The sequence below is a fragment of the Pseudoflavitalea sp. G-6-1-2 genome (assembly GCF_012927185.1).
In the GTDB taxonomy this organism is placed as follows: Bacteria; Bacteroidota; Bacteroidia; order Chitinophagales; family Chitinophagaceae; genus Pseudobacter.
The window spans coordinates 598,654-617,095 of the sequence record NZ_JABBGB010000003.1 but is presented as its reverse complement, the minus strand read 5'-3'; the positions used below and the strand labels follow the sequence as shown (position 1 = coordinate 617,095).

The window sequence follows — 18,442 nt, the reverse complement described above, 5'->3', positions numbered from 1 at the left end:
GCCTCCACCGGAACTGAAACCTGTCTGCAAGTATTTCTACATCCGGATCTTAATACCCAGATTGGCACCCATGCCTCCGATATTGATGAACGATTTCAATTCGTTGGCGGGTGCATTGTTATTCTTGTAATTGGTGGTGGTACCCGATGTACCTGTTGGTGTGTTCGAACTCTGATCGAGCGTGGTTACATAATCCGTATTGCGTTCCGCCACACTGAGATCGTTGAGCCCACGTGGCCTGTCCGGCCCTATTTGCTGACCAGTAGCAGTGTTCACGATCTTGGTGTTCTCGTTGTAAGTGGTCACTTCTTTGCTCTTGCTCTTTACAGGCACATTTCTGTATTCAGCTTCTAGAAAGATGGATATGCGTTTGCTTACCGGATGCACAACACCAAACGCTCCCTGAAATCCGAAAGTAACATTGGGCTTCACTTCTTCCTTTCTGTGGATGGCTGTTTTGGCAACTACGGCAGCGGGCTGGCCGGGAACCGGACTGGTTTTGCTGGCATCGGTTTCGATGTAGAGACGGCCCCATACAGGCACCACAAATCCCAAACGAACATATGGGTTCCATTTGTCGTAACCCGGACTGATCACAACGCTCGGAGCAATATCGATGGCCTGCACATGCCCGTTCGATTCAATTCTTCCGAGTTCGTTGCTGGTTCCCTGAACGGTGGTAACGTTGCGGGTCATCAGATTGGTTTTGCTGTGATAGTAGTTCACAGAAAGCTCCACTGCAATGTATTTGTTGATATTGTATCCGCCGGCAATGCCGCCACGGACGCCTTCTCCGTAAGATCCCGTGAGTACTTTCTCGCTCACTGTGGTGGTAGCGCCGGTTCCGGGATTGTAGGTATGAACTTCATCCCGCGGAGCATACGGACCAACATCCGGAAACTGTCCGGGAGAAACACTGAAGAAATACCCTCCGGTAACTTTCATGTAAAATTTTCCGTTTCCTGATTGGGCGTTAGTGATAATGGCAAATGAAAAGCAGGCAATCGTTGACAAAAGAATTCGGCGCATAGGTGTACTGTTTAGTGAAAAAAGAAAATGCCGTTTTCTACTGTTCGGGGATGCGATAAAGTGGGGGGATAATCCGGAAGTTTGCGAGGGGGGTGATTTCCGTTGATGATGCAAATGTAAGTGATACTTCAACACATATCACAAAATGTGCTGAATGAAAAAAGAGCAGTCTCATTGTAGAAACTGCTCTTATGCAATATCGGTGCCAGCTGAGTCTTAATCGAATTGAAGTCCGGATGCAGGCAGTTCTTTGTGCAGCCTCATCAGTACATCGCTTTTGGCATCGCCCTGTTTGAAAACATCGGCACACCAGAAATACGCTTTCAGTTCAAATCCGTTGTCGACTACACCTGTGTAAAGAATACTGGGTTCTTTGCCTTTCAGTGCAAAGGGAGACTGTGCAATAATTTTCTTGATCGCAGAGCCTACCACTTCCATATCATCACTTCCTTTTACAGCAAAGGCCATTTCGAGCCTGATATGATTGTTCGATAAAGTATAGTTCACGATCTGCTGACCGAGGATATCACCGTTGGGAATGATCACTTCAGCGCCATTGCCCGTAACGAGTGTGCTGGAGCGTAAGCCGATCTCACGCACTCTTCCGGTTTTGTTGCCTACTTCAACAGAATCTCCGATCTGCAATGGCCGGTCGAATATGAGGATGATGCCAGACACGAAGTTGTTTACGATATTCTGCAAACCCAAACCGATACCAACACCCAGTGCACCGAGCACGATGGTGATCTTATCAACAGGTACACCGGAAGCAGCTACCGCCAACAAATAACCGAGGCAGAGCAAAATCAATCTGGCAATCAGCAGGCGCGAGCGCTGACCTTTATTGTACACTTCATCGTCACTGCCGGTATCGCCGAAGAAATAACCTACGTATTTCTGCAGCAGGTGGGCTATCCAGATGATCATGAAGAAAAGCAGCACGCCGCCTAAAGTGAAGTAGGCGCTGCCGATATGCCTTGGCGTTGCGAGAAAATCACTCAGGCCGTTCAGCACATTTGTGTAGATGTTCAGGTTGGTGGTGAACACCATCAGCCAGAGCAATACCACGAGGAAGAAGATCGGTCTGCGGAATCCACTCAGTATTGGCTGATAGTCGAATTTGGAAGTAACGTTTCGTTTAATGCGGCCGGTTGCTATTTGCAGCAGAATGGCTTCCATTCCGATCTTGCTGAATACCGCCAGTCCGATTGCCTGCGTGAATGAGAAGATCGCAGCAGTGCCAAGGATCTGTGCCAGCGAGAATCTCCCCCAGATATTGAAGAGGATGCTGAGCACATTCATCACGTTGTGCAGAATAATCACAAACCGGAGGAATCCTTTCAGATTGAGGTGTTCCTTCATTCTCGACAGGAAAAGTAATCCGAAGAAAATGCTGAGCAGATTCAACAGAATCAGCCAGAGACGCTCACCCAGTCCGGGATCCGCCACATGGTGCATGAATGAAAAACAGATGTAGAGCAGTACCATCGCTATCCAGTACCAGAATAATCTTCTTGGCCATTTCTTCCAGCAAAGAATAGACAGAATGATCAGCAGCAGAAACTGCATCGACTCGATATACGCCGAAGGCGCATGCAGATCGAACAGCGGTGCAATGCTGAACATAATGATGAATGCCGAAATAATGTATGCCGAAGGCAGATACTCGAAGTCCATCTCTTTCAGTATATCGAGACTGTTGAGTTTTTTCAGTGCCCGGATATTTCTGTACATCCAGATGAAAAAGAGAAAACCTATGAGCAGGAGGAACAGGCGTTTGTTGCCGCTATCCTTAAAATAATAGTTCAATGCTTTTCGCTCACCATCGTATGCTTTCGCGAAAGAAGATTTTGCACTGCTGCTCAGGTTGGATGTATCGCGCTCCCAGATATAATTGTATTCTTTTCCGAAAATGCGGTTGGTGGATGTATTGAGCAGCATGTTCACTTTCTCCAGCAACATGGTAGCAGCAATGCTCTGAGAAGAGTTTTTAGTTTGAAGGCCGCTGATGGTAGCCAGACTTTCTTTCAGGTGATTGGTGCCGGAACGCCAGTTCTCGCGCATGTCTTTCAGCTGGGAAGCAAATTGCTGACGAAGCGCCGAGTCTCTGAATAGCGAACGGAGCACCGTATCTGCCATCAGATTTTTGAGATTTGTTTTCAGTCCGTTCAACACTGCTTCATTGCTATCGAGAATAACACGATGGTCTTTGGTTTCGCGCTGGATATTCTGCAACAGGGTTCTGAACACCTGCAGATTCCGGAGATTGAGTGCGCTGCTGTTATTGAGAATATTGTCTTTGAGAACGAAAAGTACTGAGTCGCTGTCTGCTGCTCTTTCTTTTACGTGATCGATGTCGAAACCGAGTTCTGATTTGTTGTCGATATCATCGAGCACCACATAACTTTTCTCGAGGCGGAGCTGATAATCGCGCGTGGTGAGTTTGGCAGAATCGCCGAAAATGGCGGCCAGACTGTTTCTGCGGGCGGTATCCCGTCCAGGACGTATGGAATCTGTTTGTTTTTTAGTGGAATCTGAACGATTTCCGGCAGTACGGGTTGAGTCCTGGGCAAAAGATGCCAGGCAACATAGGGTAAGAAGGCTAACTGTTAAAAGTCGGCGCAAAGGGTTTTTCATTTAGCTGATTTTGCTGCGCTAATCTATAAAAACTATGCCGATAATCAGAACGTTACCGTCAGAGAAGCCGTTTTTTTAGAGGAAACGGTCCAAATAAGTAAATGCGGGAAACATTGATATGACTGGCGGACGAAACTCCGTACTGGCGGATAGGGGTTCACCGTCCGCCAATACGGAGTTTGTTATGCTGTAATTCCTTGTTGCGCCTTGATGCTTTCATAAGCGCCATTCCAGAGTGCAATGCGTTTGTTGAGCGCTGCGGTCACCGCCAATTCGGCCTCCTTCCACTTCTCTTCATCATTGCCGCAGAGATTGGCTGTCATGCGAAGTGCGAGTTCACTGTGGTGATCTCCGTCTACTTCGATATGGCGTTCGAGGTAATACTTGAAAGTGCTGATGCTGGCAGGCATCTCTTTACTGAGATCCTGCACCATGGAATGGAACATGCCGGGGATGAGGTCTTCACGCCCGAAGCAGAACACCGCTGCCAGTACATGATCTTTATTGGAAGCAATGGTATCGAAGGTGAAGGATACGAATTCGCGTGCCGCTGCCGGAACATTGGCTGCATCAAAAGCTGCTGCTAAATTAGATTGTTGCAGCGTTTGGCAGAACTGCTGCATCACGGCAGTGTCGGCGCCACTCTGATTCATCGCCTGCAGATACAATTCGAAATGGCTGGTACGGGTGCCGTTCTCATCTACATCAGATTCTTCTCCTGCCACAATCTCATTGATCAGGTAACGGGTCTCTGCATCACCTTTGGGAAACCAGGGAACTGCTGTGCAGGTTAGGTTTTGCTGCAATTTCTTGAGCAGGCTCATAAAATCCCACACTGCATACACATGGTATTGCATGAAAATGCGCACATCTCCGATACCATCGATCACCGAATACAACGGATGGTTTACAATCTGTTGCTTGAGGGGTTCGATAGTTTGCTGTAACTGCTCAATCCGGTTATTCATCACTTGTAATTTGGCCGCGAAGGTAATGGTTCGTTGCTTACTACAGGAAAGCAGCTTATATTTACTTTGCTGCCCCGCTTTTCAGGCATGCACCCTAAACCCGCAACTCAATGGCATTCATCACTTTCATAGCGCTGGGAATTTTGTTTTTCATTATTGGAATCAAGGCAGATAAAAAGGCAGATCACTTATCAAAAAATGGCATCAGAACCAGCGGTATAGTTTTCGAGTTACGTGAAGACACCGGCAGCCCGGAACATGGAAACCTGGAGTTTCCCGTGATCAGGTTCCTCGATGAACATGATAACTGGATCACAGAGGTCAGCGATATTGCACGGGAGAAAGGCAAGTATGCATCCGGAGATGAAGTAACAGTTATCTACGACAGGAATGATCCTAAAAATTTCATGATTGAAAATGCCGCGAATAAGAACCTGCCCAATATTTTTCTGATTGCCGGCGCCCTATCCATACTTGCAGGCGTAGCCAAATTTCTCGGCTTCATTTAATGAGCAGTAAAATTATCAATCATGCGTCCATTCGATATTTCAGATAAAGACCCACTCACGGCAATCTTTCTAAAGAATACACCTCAGTATTTCGATCCGGAGGAAGTGCATGATTTCCACCTCTACTTATCGCAGCATGGCGATACTTACTTCACCATAATTCATGATGGCAACATCGTTGGTGGCGCCGGTTATTACATCAACTCAGCAGATAATTCCGGAAGGATCACCTGGATTTTCTTTGATCCACAAACTGCCGGACAAGGGCTTGGCAGAAAAGCAGTGGAGCATTTCATCAGCATCTTCAACACCCAACCCGGCATTGAAAAACTGGTGGTAACAACCTCCCAGCTTGCATGGAAATTCTTTCAGAAATTCGGTTACGTACTCGTAAGAACTGAAAAAGATCATTGGGGCAAGGGCCTCGATCTTTACCTGATGGAAAGACCTAATCTGCTTTAACGTTTTCTTAAGACGGCATTCCAACCTTTCGCTTACTCCCGTGAATATATATCTGTAGAGATCAGCATTGATCTATCCTGCAGGATCAATCTCATCAAACACATTAAACCATTTTTATGAAGATCGTTTACGGGATCTGTATTTCAGCTATTACAGTGCTGGGATTTTATGCCTGCAAAAAGGGAAACAACAACGACAAATCATCGCCTAATCTGGAACTGAACAAGTCGTCCACCATTTCACAGGGAGAGCCGGTTCTTTTCACTTTGAATGCGGCCGCCGGCAGTGATGTAAAATGGAAAGTATGGCCAGATACGGCTGTAGTGATCAATCCTAACGGGAATACAGCATCGATCACTTTCAGCAGGTCGGGTAACTTTGTTGTAACAGCAACTTCAGGCAGCTCAGCAGAAAGACGTGAAGTGAGTGTAAGCAACAAAGTACATTCAACTACCTACGACACAACCTGGCATCTTGTTCCGCTTACCGGCGATGAATTGAAGATCGATCCTATCAAGATCGACTCCAACCTGTGGTCAGGGGCAACTTCAGGTGTTATTCTTTCAGTTCGTACCAAAAACAATTACCACTGCCTCAACAATTACATCAAGTATGATACTGTATTCAACGCCTCAGGGTATTCCATCGATTTCCTGGGAGTGAAAATTCCTCCGGACAGTGCCTGCTATGCGGGAGAAGCTAAATCTTACGCCAGTATTCCCTTCTACCCTGTAGCAGACGGAACACATCCGATTTCCATTAAACTCAACGGAGTTGTTTATAATGGAAGCATTACACAAGATAATACCGGTATTACTTTTGTGTGGCCATATACATCTGGTATAACGTTTACCAGGCTGCATTTGCCAAAATGATCCGGAACCGGAAAAAACAAGGGCCTTCACTGAACAGTGAGGCCCTGCTTTTGTAAATATTGCTGATGGATTTAAACGAGACGATAGAAGGTTGCAAAAAAATGGATCGTAAAAGTCAGGAAGAACTGTACAGACATTTCTATCCGGCTTTTTTCTCTTTATGCAAAAGATTCTTTGCCGATGAACACGATATACTCACGGCACTGAACAACGGCATGATGAGGGTATTCAAACATATCCATCAGTTTGATGCAGCAAAAGGGGATTTTTTCAACTGGAGCTATACCACCATCCGAAATGCTGCGATTGCATTGATCAATGAGCGAAAGACCATCGTTACCCTCGAAATAAAAGAGAGTCATACAGAAGCTTTTTCTTACAATCCTTTTCACGATCATGAATGGTCCGATATCTATTGGTATCTGGGCAGACTGCCGTCCAATACCCGATATGTTTGTACCCTCTATTATCTGGAAGGATTCTCAATAAAGGAAATTGCTTCGGCAATCGATATGAAAGAAGGCACCGTAAAATGGCACCTGAGTGAATGCCGCAGCAGACTGAAAGCAATATTTGAAAACCAAAAACTCAACAGCGGTGAATGAAAAAAATCTACATAGGTATTCGTCCAATCCGGAGGATTATCCGGAGCCGGATATTCCTGCAGATGCCGCCTGGTCCGAAATGGATCAGCTGCTGAACATGGCTCCTGTTGGGCATGCAGCAGTAAAGTCTGTTGCATCCAAAAGTGGATCCTTCGTATTCCGCTACGGCGCTAAACTGCTGGCAGCAGCAGGCATCACAGGCGTAGCCACCGTATTGTATTTCACCAATAAACCCAGCCATCAAAAACTGCAGCCGGCACAAGCCATCGTTATCCAAACTGCAGACCATACCAACAAAACCATGCTGGCAGACAGCACAACCATTATTATCGATCAGCAAAGCAGGCTCATTATCCGTGGCGAACAACCACAACAGACAGCTGTACTCGAAAATGGAGCAGCTTACTTCCAGACAAACGACCAGCATAGCCACCTCATTGTACAATCCGGATCCGTTGAAATCACCACCGATTCTGCTCAACTGTTCGTAACGCATAACCATGCAGATTCGGTTACTTCAGTATTTGTGCAAACAGGCAGCGCAACCATCATTACCAGAGGTGTTACTTCAACCATCAACGCCGGTGGTTCTTTCCGGATCGATGCCAGCTCCAGAGAGCTGAAAGCTGCTCCCCCACCCAACCTCAACGAAATGAGTTTTGCCACGCAGATATTCGAGTTCGACGGAACGCCACTGCATGATGTGATCCCTTATCTCGAAAAAGCTTACGATATCGGTATCACACTGAAATCAGACGGGATGAAGAATTGCAGGATCTCTGCAAAATTCGAGAACATGCCGCTCCGCCAAATACTCGACATCATGGCCTTTACAATCGGATTTGATTACACGTTGGATGATATCAAAAAAGTAGTTGTGATCGATGGAACCAATACATGCCCATAAAAACCGGATCAGGTATCTGCTGTGTTGTTGTTTGCTGATAGTATGTTCATTCTGTACATCAGCACAATTCAGTACCACAAAGTCTGGAAAGCAAACGGTGTTTCCGCTGGAAGGCACTATCAGACTCGATTCTCTGACGAAATATATCCATAGGATGAGCACCATCCGTATATCTTTCAACTCATCCAGATTGAATAAATCGACCAGCATTTTTTTTCCGAAAGGCCATTACACAGCCAGCCAGTTGCTTAGCCATATCAGAAAACATACATCCCTCGACTTCACGGAGTTCAGGGGATATTATGTTTTTGCAGATACTCATAAGAAACCTGAAGAAAATAAATCAGCAGCAAAAGAAAAGCCTCCGTTGCTGATTTCACCGAAGCCAGCATCAAAAGAAAGCAATAGTAAATTAGTGGCCGATTTAAAAACCGAAAAATCTGTTCAGCAGCAGGTAAGCAATAGAATCGTTTCGGAAAAGAACATACCTGCTTCCATTGTCAGCGATCATTCAAAAAAAATGGAAGAAGAAGAAACAGCAGAATCATCCATTTCCATCAGCAAAATCATTTTCAAAGATTCATTGCTTCATTCAAGATCACTGGAGATACCTTCAGATAGCAGCGAACCCGAACTCCTGCCAGCCTCTTCAACTACAAAATTCAAAACACCACGTAAAAGCAGGAACGGACTTTCAATTTCACTCAGGAACATTCTTCCTGATCTCCGCGGACTCAGCTGGGGGCTGCAATGGAACGCAGACATACCATTATACGGAACAACTTATTATTTCGGGATCGATAATCAGACCCAACTCCTGAGGCAAATGGTTCCCACACTCTGGGCGGGGAAATCGTGGAATGGCAAACATGAAATTCTGTTGCAGGCCAGCCTGTTCAACAGATATTTTGCAGGCAAAAGCAAACTGGTAGATTCAACCAACTATATAAAACCAATAGAAGACAGCAGCCATTTAAAGTTTGACGAAAACCTGATCAGCATTTCAGGCAGCAGTGTAGCCATACAGTACAATTACAAGTTGACTAATGCATGGTCTGCCGGTATTGCTGTTCAATACCATCTCACCAGAACTGCATTGATACAAATAGACACTGCCGGCATTCACACCACAAAACAATCAAAAATTCCTTTGCAGGAAGTTAAACGCAATGGGGCCTACGAAAAAAATCTTCCTTCAGGTTTTTTGGCTGCCAGGCTGGAGCTCGCTTATCAAATCAGAAAGCTGCAATTTTGCATTTCCAGTTTGCTTCCTGTTACTCCGGTTGCAGAGCGCGAAGACAGGAAGTTCCGTCCATTCAATTTGCAGCTTTCCGTTCGATGGAGAATATTTGATTAGAAATAGACAGCGGCTATTTCGGTTGCTGTTGTGTTACGCAATGCACCATACCTCCGTTAGCGAATAAGTTGCGGCAGTCTATGCCAATCACTTTTCTTCCGGGATAGAGCGACTGTATGATGCCGTTGTTGGCATTCCCGGCTGGATTGCTATTTCAGGAAGAAATGATCTTTGTAGACCCAGATCAGTATTTCTTCTGACAGTTCTCACAAAAGAATGTCCTTCGGTTTGTTTTTCCCAGGTATTCCTTATGCAGCGGTATTTTACAACGCGGACATTCTTTTTTTGTATGCACCTGCCAGTGTTTTTTAAGCACATAGGCTTTCTTCCACTTCAGAAAATCAAATGCGTATTTTACTACTTCACGCACCAGCTCTTTTCGTTTTGCCGCAGGGATATCTCCTATCTTACTTTCAGGGTGCACGCGAATGCGCCACAGCACTTCGTTCTTGAAGATATTGCCTGCACCCGCGAATATGTGCTGATTGAGTATGGCATCGCAGACCAGCATTTCAGCAACTGCTTTCAATTTCTTAAGCGCCTTTTTCTCATCCCAGTCAGGGCTCATTACATCTGCACTCCAGTCGTACACTTCATCGGGCGGCTCCTCCATCTTCAGCACAGAACAAGCGTAGAAATTCACTTCTCCATTAGCAAAACCAAGCTGAAGCCTTGGTGCGGCTTCTTTTCGTTCATTCACCAGATAAGAGCCAAAAAGCAGAAAATGGATCCTCACAGTAAATTCCGGGAAACAAATGAGGAAATGTTTCCCCCAACTTTTGAAACTTACTTTTTTATTCCTCAGCGTTTGAATGTCAAAGGCTTTGGTATTGCCGCCCACTGCAAGCAATTTCTTACCCTCAAAGGGAGCAACACGTTCTTTCAGAATGATAATCGATGGTCCTTCCGGCATATCGAAACCCAAGCAAACCACAGACCACGCCACCAATGAACAAATGTTAGCTATTGCTGCACATTCACAAACAACCGGTTACCCAACCTTTCATCGCTGAGCCATTAACGTTGAATTTCATCTGAAAGAATACTGGAGCCACTAACTCGCCAAGTTGATTGATAATAATCTGGAACAGATTTTTTATATTTATGCAAAGACGTCTTTTTTGACGCCAATCATCAACGATACCGAAACTACACTCTTATCCTTACTCAGGGCAGGCGATGAGCAGGCTTTTACCCAGATCTACAAACTGTATTGGGAAAAGCTGTACTTCATTGCTCATAAACGCTTACAATCTGCCGAAGACTCCAAGGAAATAGTACAGAACGTATTCTTCACACTCTGGCAAAAGCGCACCCAGCTTGAGATTCAGAACCTTCCCGTATATCTTTTTGCAATGACGCGGTATGCTGTTTACCGGCATCTCGACAACGAAAAAAGAAAGGCAGGACTGCTCTCCAAATTCCGCCGTCAGCACAAGGATTGCGATTACCTCGACATCGACAACAAACAGCTGCTCGATCTGCTGATGCATTTCTCGGAGGACCTTCCCGAAAACTACCGCCTGGTATTTCTGCATCACAAACTGAAAGACGAAACGCTCGAATCGGTGGCAGCACAGCTCAGCGTATCGCCCCGAACTGCTGAAAGATACGTTAGCAAGGTATTGAGTATCATACGCCATCGTCTCCAGAAAATGGGCGCCACAATTTTTTCCAACTTTTTTTAGAAATGCTGCGGGTGAATTGATTGCTCATGTCTCCATGCAGATATGGGCAGTAAACATCTAACGAAGAAGCAGATCAGCCGGCTTGCTGAGAAATACATCGCGGGTACCGCAACCGCGGAGGAATGCGCCCTCCTGCACAATTGGTACGACACCATCAATCCCGGCAATACAGAAACCGTACTGGTCGATCAACCTGTTACCAACCAGGAAATGAATGAAGAGATCTTCGCCAGCCTGCAGCAAAAGATTGAACAGGATAGATACCACCTCATGAAACTGCCCCGCCGTTCTGCTCAATGGTGGCAGGCAGCTGCAGCCATATTGATAGTGATAGCCGGAGCCAGCGCCTACTATTTCTTCTCATCCTCACCCACAAAAAAAATACCTCCTGCAACAACAATAGCAGCTGCGAAAGAAGTGCATGCACCGCAGCAAGCGCGTGCCGTTATCACACTGGCCAATGGAGAACAGCTTTATCTGGATAGTCTTTCCGAAGGCGCCATCACCTACGAAGGCAATGCAAAACTGGTGAAAAAAGAAGACGGCCTCGTTTACGAATCCGCAACAAAAACCAATGAACTTCAATACAATCTGCTTACAGTTCCGCGCGGAAGCCGCGTTGTGAACCTAACTCTTTCCGATGGCAGCCGGGTATGGCTCAATGCAGAAAGCTCCATCCGCTACCCTGTAGCATTCGCAGCAAACGCACGCCTGGTAGAGATCACAGGCGAAGTGTATTTCGAAGTGAGCAAAGATCCGAAGCGTCGCTTCAGTGTTACCTCGAATGGACTTACCACCGAAGTGCTGGGCACATCGTTCAACATCAATACCTACTCAGACGAGCCTTCCATGAAAGTAACCCTGCTCCAGGGAAGCGTTCAGGTACATTATAAAAATGGAAAAGAAGTACAACTCAAACCCGGTGAACAGGCCAGTGTAAACAATACTTCATCCTTGCAGGTATTGCACAATATCGATACGGAAGCGGTGATCGCCTGGAAGAACGAAACCTTTGTAATGAAAGGAATGGATCTCGATGCGCTGGCCCGTCAAATGGCCCGCTGGTACGACATTCAGGTGGTGTTCGAATCCACGGTACCCGACAGAAAATTCGGAGGAACCATCAGCAGGAATGTGAATCTCTCTACCATGCTGAAAGCCCTTCAGGAAAGTGGCATCGAAAGCCGCATCGAAAACAGAAGAGTGATTATTCAGTGATCACGGATGGGCTGAAAAAAGCCAGAAATGGTTGCAACATTTCTGGCGGAAAGTTCAGGTCATTCTCATAAATACGAGCTGCATTTATTACCTAACCAAAACTTTGCTAAGTTATGCAATTTATGGCTTTACCCGCCCCTTCCCTGAAGGGGTTAGCCCAAACATGGGGTGGTGCCTCCGGCGTACACCGGAAACCGCCTCACCCAACCATCAGGAAAACCTTACTGGCAATGAAACTAACTGCTATCCTATTGCTCTGCTTTGCCTTGCAGGCCAGCTCAAAGGGTTTCTCACAGAAAGTGAACCTGAATGTTAAGAATGCACCCTTAACATCAGTGTTCGAGGAACTCCGAAAGCAAACCGGCGTATCGTTCATGTGGGACGAAAAGACCATTCGCATGAGCCAGCCCGTTACCATCAGAATAACGGCCGGCACTTTGCAGGATGCGTTGACTGCCATCATGAAAAGTCAACCGCTCTCCTACTCCATCATCGACAATATGGTGTTGATACGGGTGCGCAAAGACAAAGAAAAAACGGAACTGCTGATGCTGCAGCCCGTACCCATCGTTCCCGATTCCATTGTTGTTAAAGGCCGCGTACAGAATCAGAATGGCGAACCGCTTGGCGGCGTTACCATCGCCGTGAAAGGCAAGAGCACCATCAGCCTCTCCAACGACGATGGCACGTATGCCATCACTGCCGGCTCCAATGATGTACTGGTATTCACTTACACAGGTCTTGCTACAAAAGAAGAACGCATCGGCCGCCGCAATCTCATCAACATCTCCATGCAGATCGCTGCCAACGACCTCAACGAAATTGTGGTGGTTGGTTACGGATCGCGCAGAAAGAAAGATCTCGTAGGATCGGTTACCACAGCCTCTTCCAAAGACTTCGGCGATGTAGCCACATCCAACGGATCGCAACTGATCCAGGGCAAGATGGCCGGCGTTCAGGTACTCGATAACGGAGGACGTCCCGGAGCCGGAAGCAGCATAGTGGTGCGCGGTACCGGATCTTTCACCAGCACCGAACCACTCTATGTGATCGATGGTATCCAGAGCAACGAAACTGTTTTCAACTCCATCAGCCCATACGATATTCAGGACATCACTGTGCTCAAAGATGCCGCTTCCGTTGCCATCTATGGCGCACAGGGCGCCAATGGCGTAGTGATCATCACCACACGCCGTCCAAGAAACAAACGTCCGCAGGTTTCTTATGATGCCTATGCAGGTGTTTCAAGTCCATGGAAAAAATTCAAGTTGATGAATGCTGCGGAATATGTATCCATCGTAAAAGAATGGTATCTGATGAATCCGGAATCTCCGGTGCCATCCAATATCAACGATCCCGCTTCATTGATCACCAGAACCGATTGGCAGGATGCCATGTTCCGGACCGGAAAACTGCAGGAACATCACCTGAATGTTGGCGGCTCTTCCGAAACCATGAACTACACTGTGTCTGCCGGTTACACCAAACAGGCCGGACAGGTAGTGGGCTCCGATTTTCAACGGATGAACCTCAGAGTGAACCTCGAAGAAAAAGTGGGAAAGCGTTTCAAATTCGGGCAACAGCTCAGCATGCGATACCGCTTAACACGCGGTACACCGGCCAATATCTCCGAAGGCCTGCGCATGCCGCCATACATCGGCTTGTACGATCCAAACAATCCTGAAAGTCATGGCTATGGCATCGCTACCAGTCAGAAAGACGGAAACGATGCACAGAACCCGCTGATCGGGCCCAGCATCCGCGATGTACGCGATCGTGGCATGAACAGCTACCTGCAATTGTTCGGAGAAGTGCAGTTGCTCACCGGACTGAAATTCCGTTCGCAGATTGGTGTTTCGTTCGACTTCGATCAGTACTACAATTTCAATCCTACCTACAGAGCCAATCAGTTATTGACTGCCACCCAAACCAGCGAATCGTACAGCTACAACCTTGGTTATATTTTCGAGAACTATTTCAACTACGATAAAACTTTCGGACAACATGCCTTCAATCTCACAGCTGGTATGAGTTACAAGGATGATGGTCTCTACAGAAGTGTGGAGCTCACCGGAAGCGATTTCCCCAACGATGATATTCACCAGATCGGAGGAGCCATCAATGCCGCCATCAAACTGGCACGCGCCAACTCAACAGAAAGATTTATCTCTTATTTCGGACGCCTCAATTATACCTTCAACGACAAATACATTCTTTCGGTTACAACCAGAAGAGACGCTACTTCACTCTTTGCGCCCGATCATCGCGTAGGATATTTCCCTTCAGTTGGTGTAGCATGGAGATTGTCCGACGAAAAATTCATGCGTAACCTGAGTTTCATTTCCGAGTTGAAATTGCGCGGAAGCTATGGTAAAACCGGCAACTCCAAAATCGATGGATTTGCGTACCAGAGCAATGTGTGGAAAGGATCGAGCAACAGCATTGTGTATCCATTCGGCAAGTCGAAAGATCTGCTCACCGGAGCCACCATTGCCATTCCACCTTCACCGGATCTGCAATGGGAGACCACCTACTCCACCGACATCGGCATCGATGCAACTTTCTTCGACAATAAGTTTTCTCTCAGCCTTGGCTACTACAACAGAGACAACCGCGATCTGCTGGTGCGTGTTCCCATTCCTTACTCAAGAGGGTACGGAGGCGTTTCAGGTGCACCTACCGAAGAGTTGATCAATGCTGCATCGGTATACAACAAAGGTGTGGAAGCTACTGTGGGATATGCAGACCGCCGTGGCGACTTCAACTGGAATATCAGTCTGAATGCGGCTTACAACGAAAACAAAGTAACTACACTCGGTACACAGGGCGCAGTTCCTATTCAGCGTGGTGAGTTCTTCGACGTACCCACATCTACCTACACCGGTCAGGGTTACCCCATCGGATCTTACTACGGATATGTGTACGATCACGTAGCTATCGATCAGGCAGACATCGACAAATACAACGAGTATGCAAGAAAAACTACCGGCGACAACGCTGCTGTATATCAGAGTGGCCTGCTTCCCGGAGATCGCATATTCAAAGACGTTAATGGTGATGGTGTGGTGGATGAAAAAGACAAAACAGTGATCGGCAATCCCATTCCCAAATGGAGCTTCGGTGGCAATATCAATCTGGGATGGAAGAATTTCGATCTCATGATCGGTCTTCAGGGACTGGCAGGCGTAGATCTCATCAACGGTCTCAATTTCTACATGCAGGGATTTCCGCTTCCATTCAATGGCAAAACAGAGATCCTCAAACGCTGGCAGAAACCCGGAGATGTTACAGACATCCCCAAGATCGGGCAGAACAGATTGTACAATACCGACCGCATGCATTCGTGGTACGTAGAAGACGGATCATACCTGCGTGTGCGCAACATCACGCTGGGCTATACATTTTCACAGGATCTGCTCAGAACACTTACCAGAAATGCATTGTCGAGTCTGAGAGTATACGTAACGGCGCAGAACCTGTTCACATTTACCGGCTACAGCGGATTTGATCCGGAGGTAGGCGGAGGAATTCTCGACCGTGGAGTTGACAGAGCCGGATATCCGCATTCCCGCAGCTTTCAGCTGGGTCTGCGCTTAGCTTTCTAACCGATTCCAACAGGTGTTCAACAATAAAATATTCAAGATGAAAACAAAAATATTTTCGATCCTTTGCACAGCGCTGATACTGTCATCAGGTTGCAGCAAAAGCCTGCTGGATACGAAAAATGAAAACACGTATAACGCAAGCACATACTTCAAAACACAGAAAGAATTCAATGAAGCCATCATTGCCTGCTACGCTGTGTTCAACCATGGTGGCATGATGAGCCGCGAATGGTATTTCAATTTCGATCTGATGTCGAACGACGCCTCTCCTGTAGCTGCCCTGGTAGGCGTAGAACTGGCATTGTGGGATTACAGCTATTCCAACTCTAACGAAGATCTGGTGTTCATGTGGGCATCGCTGTATCGAATGATCTTCAGAGCAAACCTCGCACTGAAAGTGATGGAGAAATGGGTACCCAAAGGAGCAGAAGAAGAAGCTTTAAAAAAACAATACGTGGCAGAAGCACACTGGTTCCGCGGATTCGGTTACTACTACCTCGTTAACTGCTGGGGACGTGTTCCGCTGAAAATGGATTTCGACGCATCGCTTCGCAATGCAGAGCCACGCGCCAATGCAGCTGATGTATGGAAAATTGTGGAAGACGAATTCACTGCTGCCATCGACGGACTTCCTGTAGAATACGATGATGCAAATACCGGCCGTGCAACAAAAGGCGCTGCCATCGCATTTCTCGGCAAAGCCCTGCTCACACAGAAAAAATACGGCCCGGCAGCTGTACAGTTCGAAAAGCTCACCAAAGCGCCTTTCACGTACCAGCTCGATCCCAGCTTCGATCATCTTTTCTCGGACGACAATCACAATTCTCCTGAGATTGTTTTTGCAGTGAATCACAAATACACTTCGCCCAATACCCAATACTATATGTTTCAGGGATGGGAAGGTGATGATGGAAAAACAGCCCATACAGGAAGAGCACAGGAATACGGATTCAACGACTGGTACAACGTGAGCGTTTCCAGCACGCAGGTAGCTGCATTCAAATATGCCAACCCTGTGAATGGAACGCCGTACATCGACCCACGTGCAGCCTATACATATTACGGTCCGGCTGGCTCCGGTGGCGATATCGATGTATGCGATCATTGTTCTTCCGGCCCTCAGTTGTACGAAGACCTCGAAATATGGGAAGATGTTCCGCATCCATTGCCAACCACCTGGCGGAAATATGAGCCTTATGAGTTTCAGGAAAAAACAGAAGCGCCCATGAGTGAGATCAACACGCATGTGGTACGTTTCGCTGACGTGAAACTGATGCTGGCAGAGTGTTACATCGAACAGGGGCTAAAACTCACCGAAGCCGTTGGATTGATCAATGATGTACGGAACCGTCCGTCTGTAATGGCTGTGAATTATCCGGCGCTCAATCAGACAAATGCAAGAACTGCGCTCAGGCGTGAACGTCAGATCGAATTTGCAGGCGAGCAATCGCGCTGGTTCGATCTCAGAAGATGGGGCATTGCCAAAGAGACCATGAATACGGAGAATCCGCCACGCCCGGGAAAACATCCCTTTGAAGACAAGCACCTGCTGCTTCCAATTCCATTGGGAGAGCGGCAAACCAATCAGGCGCTGGCAAGTGATGTTGCCAACGACTGGAACTAGATCCTAAAAAAATGCCGTATGAAATTCAATCGGTGGCTGACCGCCTGCAGTATCTGCATTTCGTCGGCCTGCTTCTCACAAACAGCTTTGCCTGTTAAAAAAGGAAACCGGTATGAGCTAAGCTGCATGCAAGGCCAGTCGATGGGCATTGCTCCCGACAAAGGAGGGCGCATTACGCATCTCACTATCGATGGCAGTAATTTTTTGACGGACAGTACAGTCAACAGCGACAACTGGGGATCTACCTTCTGGCCCAGTCCGCAAAGCGACTGGAACTGGCCACCACCTGCTGCATGGGACAATCAACCTTATGCAGTGAAGACCGAAGAGCACAAGATCATCATGGAAAGCACACCTGATCGCAATACAGGGCTTTCCGTTACCAAGATCTTCTCTGCCGATGTACAGCATGGATGGTATAATCTAACATACATCATCGCTAATCATTCCGCCGTTGTGAAACACGTTGCACCCTGGGAAGTAACCAGGGTGCACACCAACGGTTTCTCCTTCTTTCCCATGGGAAAAGGCGCACTCCGCGGAGGATTGATCCCACAGACAAAAATCATCGATGGTGTTTGCTGGTTCACTTACAACCAGCAGCAGATTCCCGACAAAGGCGATATGCAACTCTATGCAGATGGCAGCGAAGGCTGGTTCGCAGAAGTGAACCATGGTTTTATTCTCATCAAGAAATTTCCCGATATCCCATTTGAGAAACTCGCTCCCCAGGAAGGCGAAGTAGAATTGTACGCAAACAAAGACAGACAGGAAAAAAGTTATGTTGAAATAGAACATCAGGGAGCATTCACTGAACTGCCGCCCGGAAAGTCGTGCGTATGGAACATGCAATGGATGTTGAGGAAACTTCCTCACTCCATTAAACCTGAACCCGGAAACCCGGAACTGATCGACTATGTGCGGAAGGCAGTCAAATAATTTTATTAAACAAAATTGT

15 protein-coding genes are annotated in these 18,442 nt (G+C 47.0%); 11 read left to right on the top strand and 4 right to left on the bottom strand.

Annotation, left to right across the window (positions count from 1 at the left end):
* Positions 1-36 precede the first annotated feature (36 nt).
* The 3 genes from HHL16_RS19795 to HHL16_RS19785 all read right to left on the bottom strand — a co-directional run bounded on the left by HHL16_RS19795 (position 37) and on the right by HHL16_RS19785 (position 4,634).
* Positions 37-1,029: an outer membrane beta-barrel protein gene (locus tag HHL16_RS19795; protein WP_169427074.1), complete on the bottom strand. Its 993-nt coding sequence runs from the start codon at positions 1,027-1,029 to the stop codon at positions 37-39.
* 216 nt (positions 1,030-1,245) lie between these two features.
* Positions 1,246-3,666 (bottom strand): mechanosensitive ion channel domain-containing protein, encoded by a 2,421-nt coding sequence (locus HHL16_RS19790; protein ID WP_169427073.1) that lies wholly within the window; start codon positions 3,664-3,666, stop codon positions 1,246-1,248.
* Positions 3,667-3,848: 182 nt separating this feature from the next.
* Positions 3,849-4,634, bottom strand: coding sequence for a DUF3050 domain-containing protein (locus HHL16_RS19785; protein ID WP_169427072.1), 786 nt, complete (start codon positions 4,632-4,634; stop codon positions 3,849-3,851).
* 110 nt (positions 4,635-4,744) lie between these two features.
* Between HHL16_RS19785 and HHL16_RS19780 the strand changes: the two genes are divergently transcribed.
* The 6 genes from HHL16_RS19780 (at position 4,745) to HHL16_RS19755 (ending at position 9,349) form a co-directional block, all read left to right on the top strand.
* The gene (locus HHL16_RS19780; RefSeq protein WP_169427071.1) at positions 4,745-5,143 is read left to right on the top strand and encodes a DUF3592 domain-containing protein; all 399 of its coding nucleotides are present in this window, start codon (positions 4,745-4,747) and stop codon (positions 5,141-5,143) included.
* Positions 5,144-5,164: 21 nt separating this feature from the next.
* Positions 5,165-5,605 carry a GNAT family N-acetyltransferase gene (locus HHL16_RS19775; protein ID WP_169427070.1) on the top strand — a complete coding sequence of 147 codons (441 nt, stop codon included), beginning with the start codon at positions 5,165-5,167 and terminating at the stop codon, positions 5,603-5,605.
* A 116-nt stretch (positions 5,606-5,721) separates the two neighbouring features.
* Complete coding sequence (locus HHL16_RS19770; RefSeq protein WP_169427069.1) at positions 5,722-6,480, top strand: hypothetical protein; 759 nt, start codon at positions 5,722-5,724, stop codon at positions 6,478-6,480.
* Between the two features lie 65 nt (positions 6,481-6,545).
* Complete coding sequence (locus HHL16_RS19765) at positions 6,546-7,085, top strand: sigma-70 family RNA polymerase sigma factor (protein WP_169427068.1); 540 nt, start codon at positions 6,546-6,548, stop codon at positions 7,083-7,085.
* On the top strand, positions 7,078-7,992 hold the full coding sequence (locus HHL16_RS19760; protein WP_169427067.1) for a FecR family protein: 915 nt from the start codon (positions 7,078-7,080) through the stop codon (positions 7,990-7,992). Before HHL16_RS19765 ends, HHL16_RS19760 begins: the two co-directional genes overlap by 8 nt.
* Positions 7,993-8,146: 154 nt before the next feature.
* Positions 8,147-9,349 carry a hypothetical protein gene (locus HHL16_RS19755; protein ID WP_169427066.1) on the top strand — a complete coding sequence of 401 codons (1,203 nt, stop codon included), beginning with the start codon at positions 8,147-8,149 and terminating at the stop codon, positions 9,347-9,349.
* Positions 9,350-9,533: 184 nt separating this feature from the next.
* On the opposite strand, the gene HHL16_RS19745 is transcribed toward HHL16_RS19755, so the two are convergent.
* A complete protein-coding gene (locus HHL16_RS19745) occupies positions 9,534-10,295 on the bottom strand; it encodes an endonuclease (protein WP_346766850.1) in 762 nt (253 codons plus the stop codon).
* Positions 10,296-10,470: 175 nt separating this feature from the next.
* On the opposite strand from HHL16_RS19745, the gene HHL16_RS19740 reads away from it, so the two are divergent.
* The 5 genes from HHL16_RS19740 (at position 10,471) to HHL16_RS19720 (ending at position 18,423) form a co-directional block, all read left to right on the top strand.
* On the top strand, positions 10,471-11,037 hold the full coding sequence (locus tag HHL16_RS19740) for a sigma-70 family RNA polymerase sigma factor (protein WP_169427065.1): 567 nt from the start codon (positions 10,471-10,473) through the stop codon (positions 11,035-11,037).
* Between the two features lie 42 nt (positions 11,038-11,079).
* The gene (locus HHL16_RS19735; protein ID WP_169427064.1) at positions 11,080-12,255 is read left to right on the top strand and encodes a FecR domain-containing protein; all 1,176 of its coding nucleotides are present in this window, start codon (positions 11,080-11,082) and stop codon (positions 12,253-12,255) included.
* Positions 12,256-12,485: 230 nt separating this feature from the next.
* Positions 12,486-15,860, top strand: a complete 3,375-nt coding sequence (locus HHL16_RS19730; protein ID WP_169427063.1) for a TonB-dependent receptor — start codon at positions 12,486-12,488, stop codon at positions 15,858-15,860.
* 37 nt (positions 15,861-15,897) lie between these two features.
* A complete protein-coding gene (locus HHL16_RS19725; RefSeq protein ID WP_169427062.1) occupies positions 15,898-17,484 on the top strand; it encodes a RagB/SusD family nutrient uptake outer membrane protein in 1,587 nt (528 codons plus the stop codon).
* Between the two features lie 18 nt (positions 17,485-17,502).
* Positions 17,503-18,423, top strand: coding sequence for a DUF4380 domain-containing protein (locus HHL16_RS19720; RefSeq protein ID WP_169427061.1), 921 nt, complete (start codon positions 17,503-17,505; stop codon positions 18,421-18,423).
* Positions 18,424-18,442 lie beyond the last annotated feature (19 nt).

Bases quoted from the DNA above. Each gene is read 5' to 3' on its own strand.
- HHL16_RS19795 (WP_169427074.1), bottom strand. From the start codon at position 1,029: ATGCGCCGAATTCTTTTGTCAACGATTGCCTGCTTTTCATTTGCCATT.
- HHL16_RS19790 (WP_169427073.1), bottom strand. From the start codon at position 3,666: ATGAAAAACCCTTTGCGCCGACTTTTAACAGTTAGCCTTCTTACCCTA.
- HHL16_RS19785 (WP_169427072.1), bottom strand. From the start codon at position 4,634: ATGAATAACCGGATTGAGCAGTTACAGCAAACTATCGAACCCCTCAAG.
- HHL16_RS19780 (WP_169427071.1), top strand. From the start codon at position 4,745: ATGGCATTCATCACTTTCATAGCGCTGGGAATTTTGTTTTTCATTATT.
- HHL16_RS19775 (WP_169427070.1), top strand. From the start codon at position 5,165: ATGCGTCCATTCGATATTTCAGATAAAGACCCACTCACGGCAATCTTT.
- HHL16_RS19770 (WP_169427069.1), top strand. From the start codon at position 5,722: ATGAAGATCGTTTACGGGATCTGTATTTCAGCTATTACAGTGCTGGGA.
- HHL16_RS19765 (WP_169427068.1), top strand. From the start codon at position 6,546: ATGGATTTAAACGAGACGATAGAAGGTTGCAAAAAAATGGATCGTAAA.
- HHL16_RS19755 (WP_169427066.1), top strand. From the start codon at position 8,147: ATGAGCACCATCCGTATATCTTTCAACTCATCCAGATTGAATAAATCG.
- HHL16_RS19735 (WP_169427064.1), top strand. From the start codon at position 11,080: ATGGGCAGTAAACATCTAACGAAGAAGCAGATCAGCCGGCTTGCTGAG.
- HHL16_RS19730 (WP_169427063.1), top strand. From the start codon at position 12,486: ATGAAACTAACTGCTATCCTATTGCTCTGCTTTGCCTTGCAGGCCAGC.
- HHL16_RS19725 (WP_169427062.1), top strand. From the start codon at position 15,898: ATGAAAACAAAAATATTTTCGATCCTTTGCACAGCGCTGATACTGTCA.
- HHL16_RS19720 (WP_169427061.1), top strand. From the start codon at position 17,503: ATGAAATTCAATCGGTGGCTGACCGCCTGCAGTATCTGCATTTCGTCG.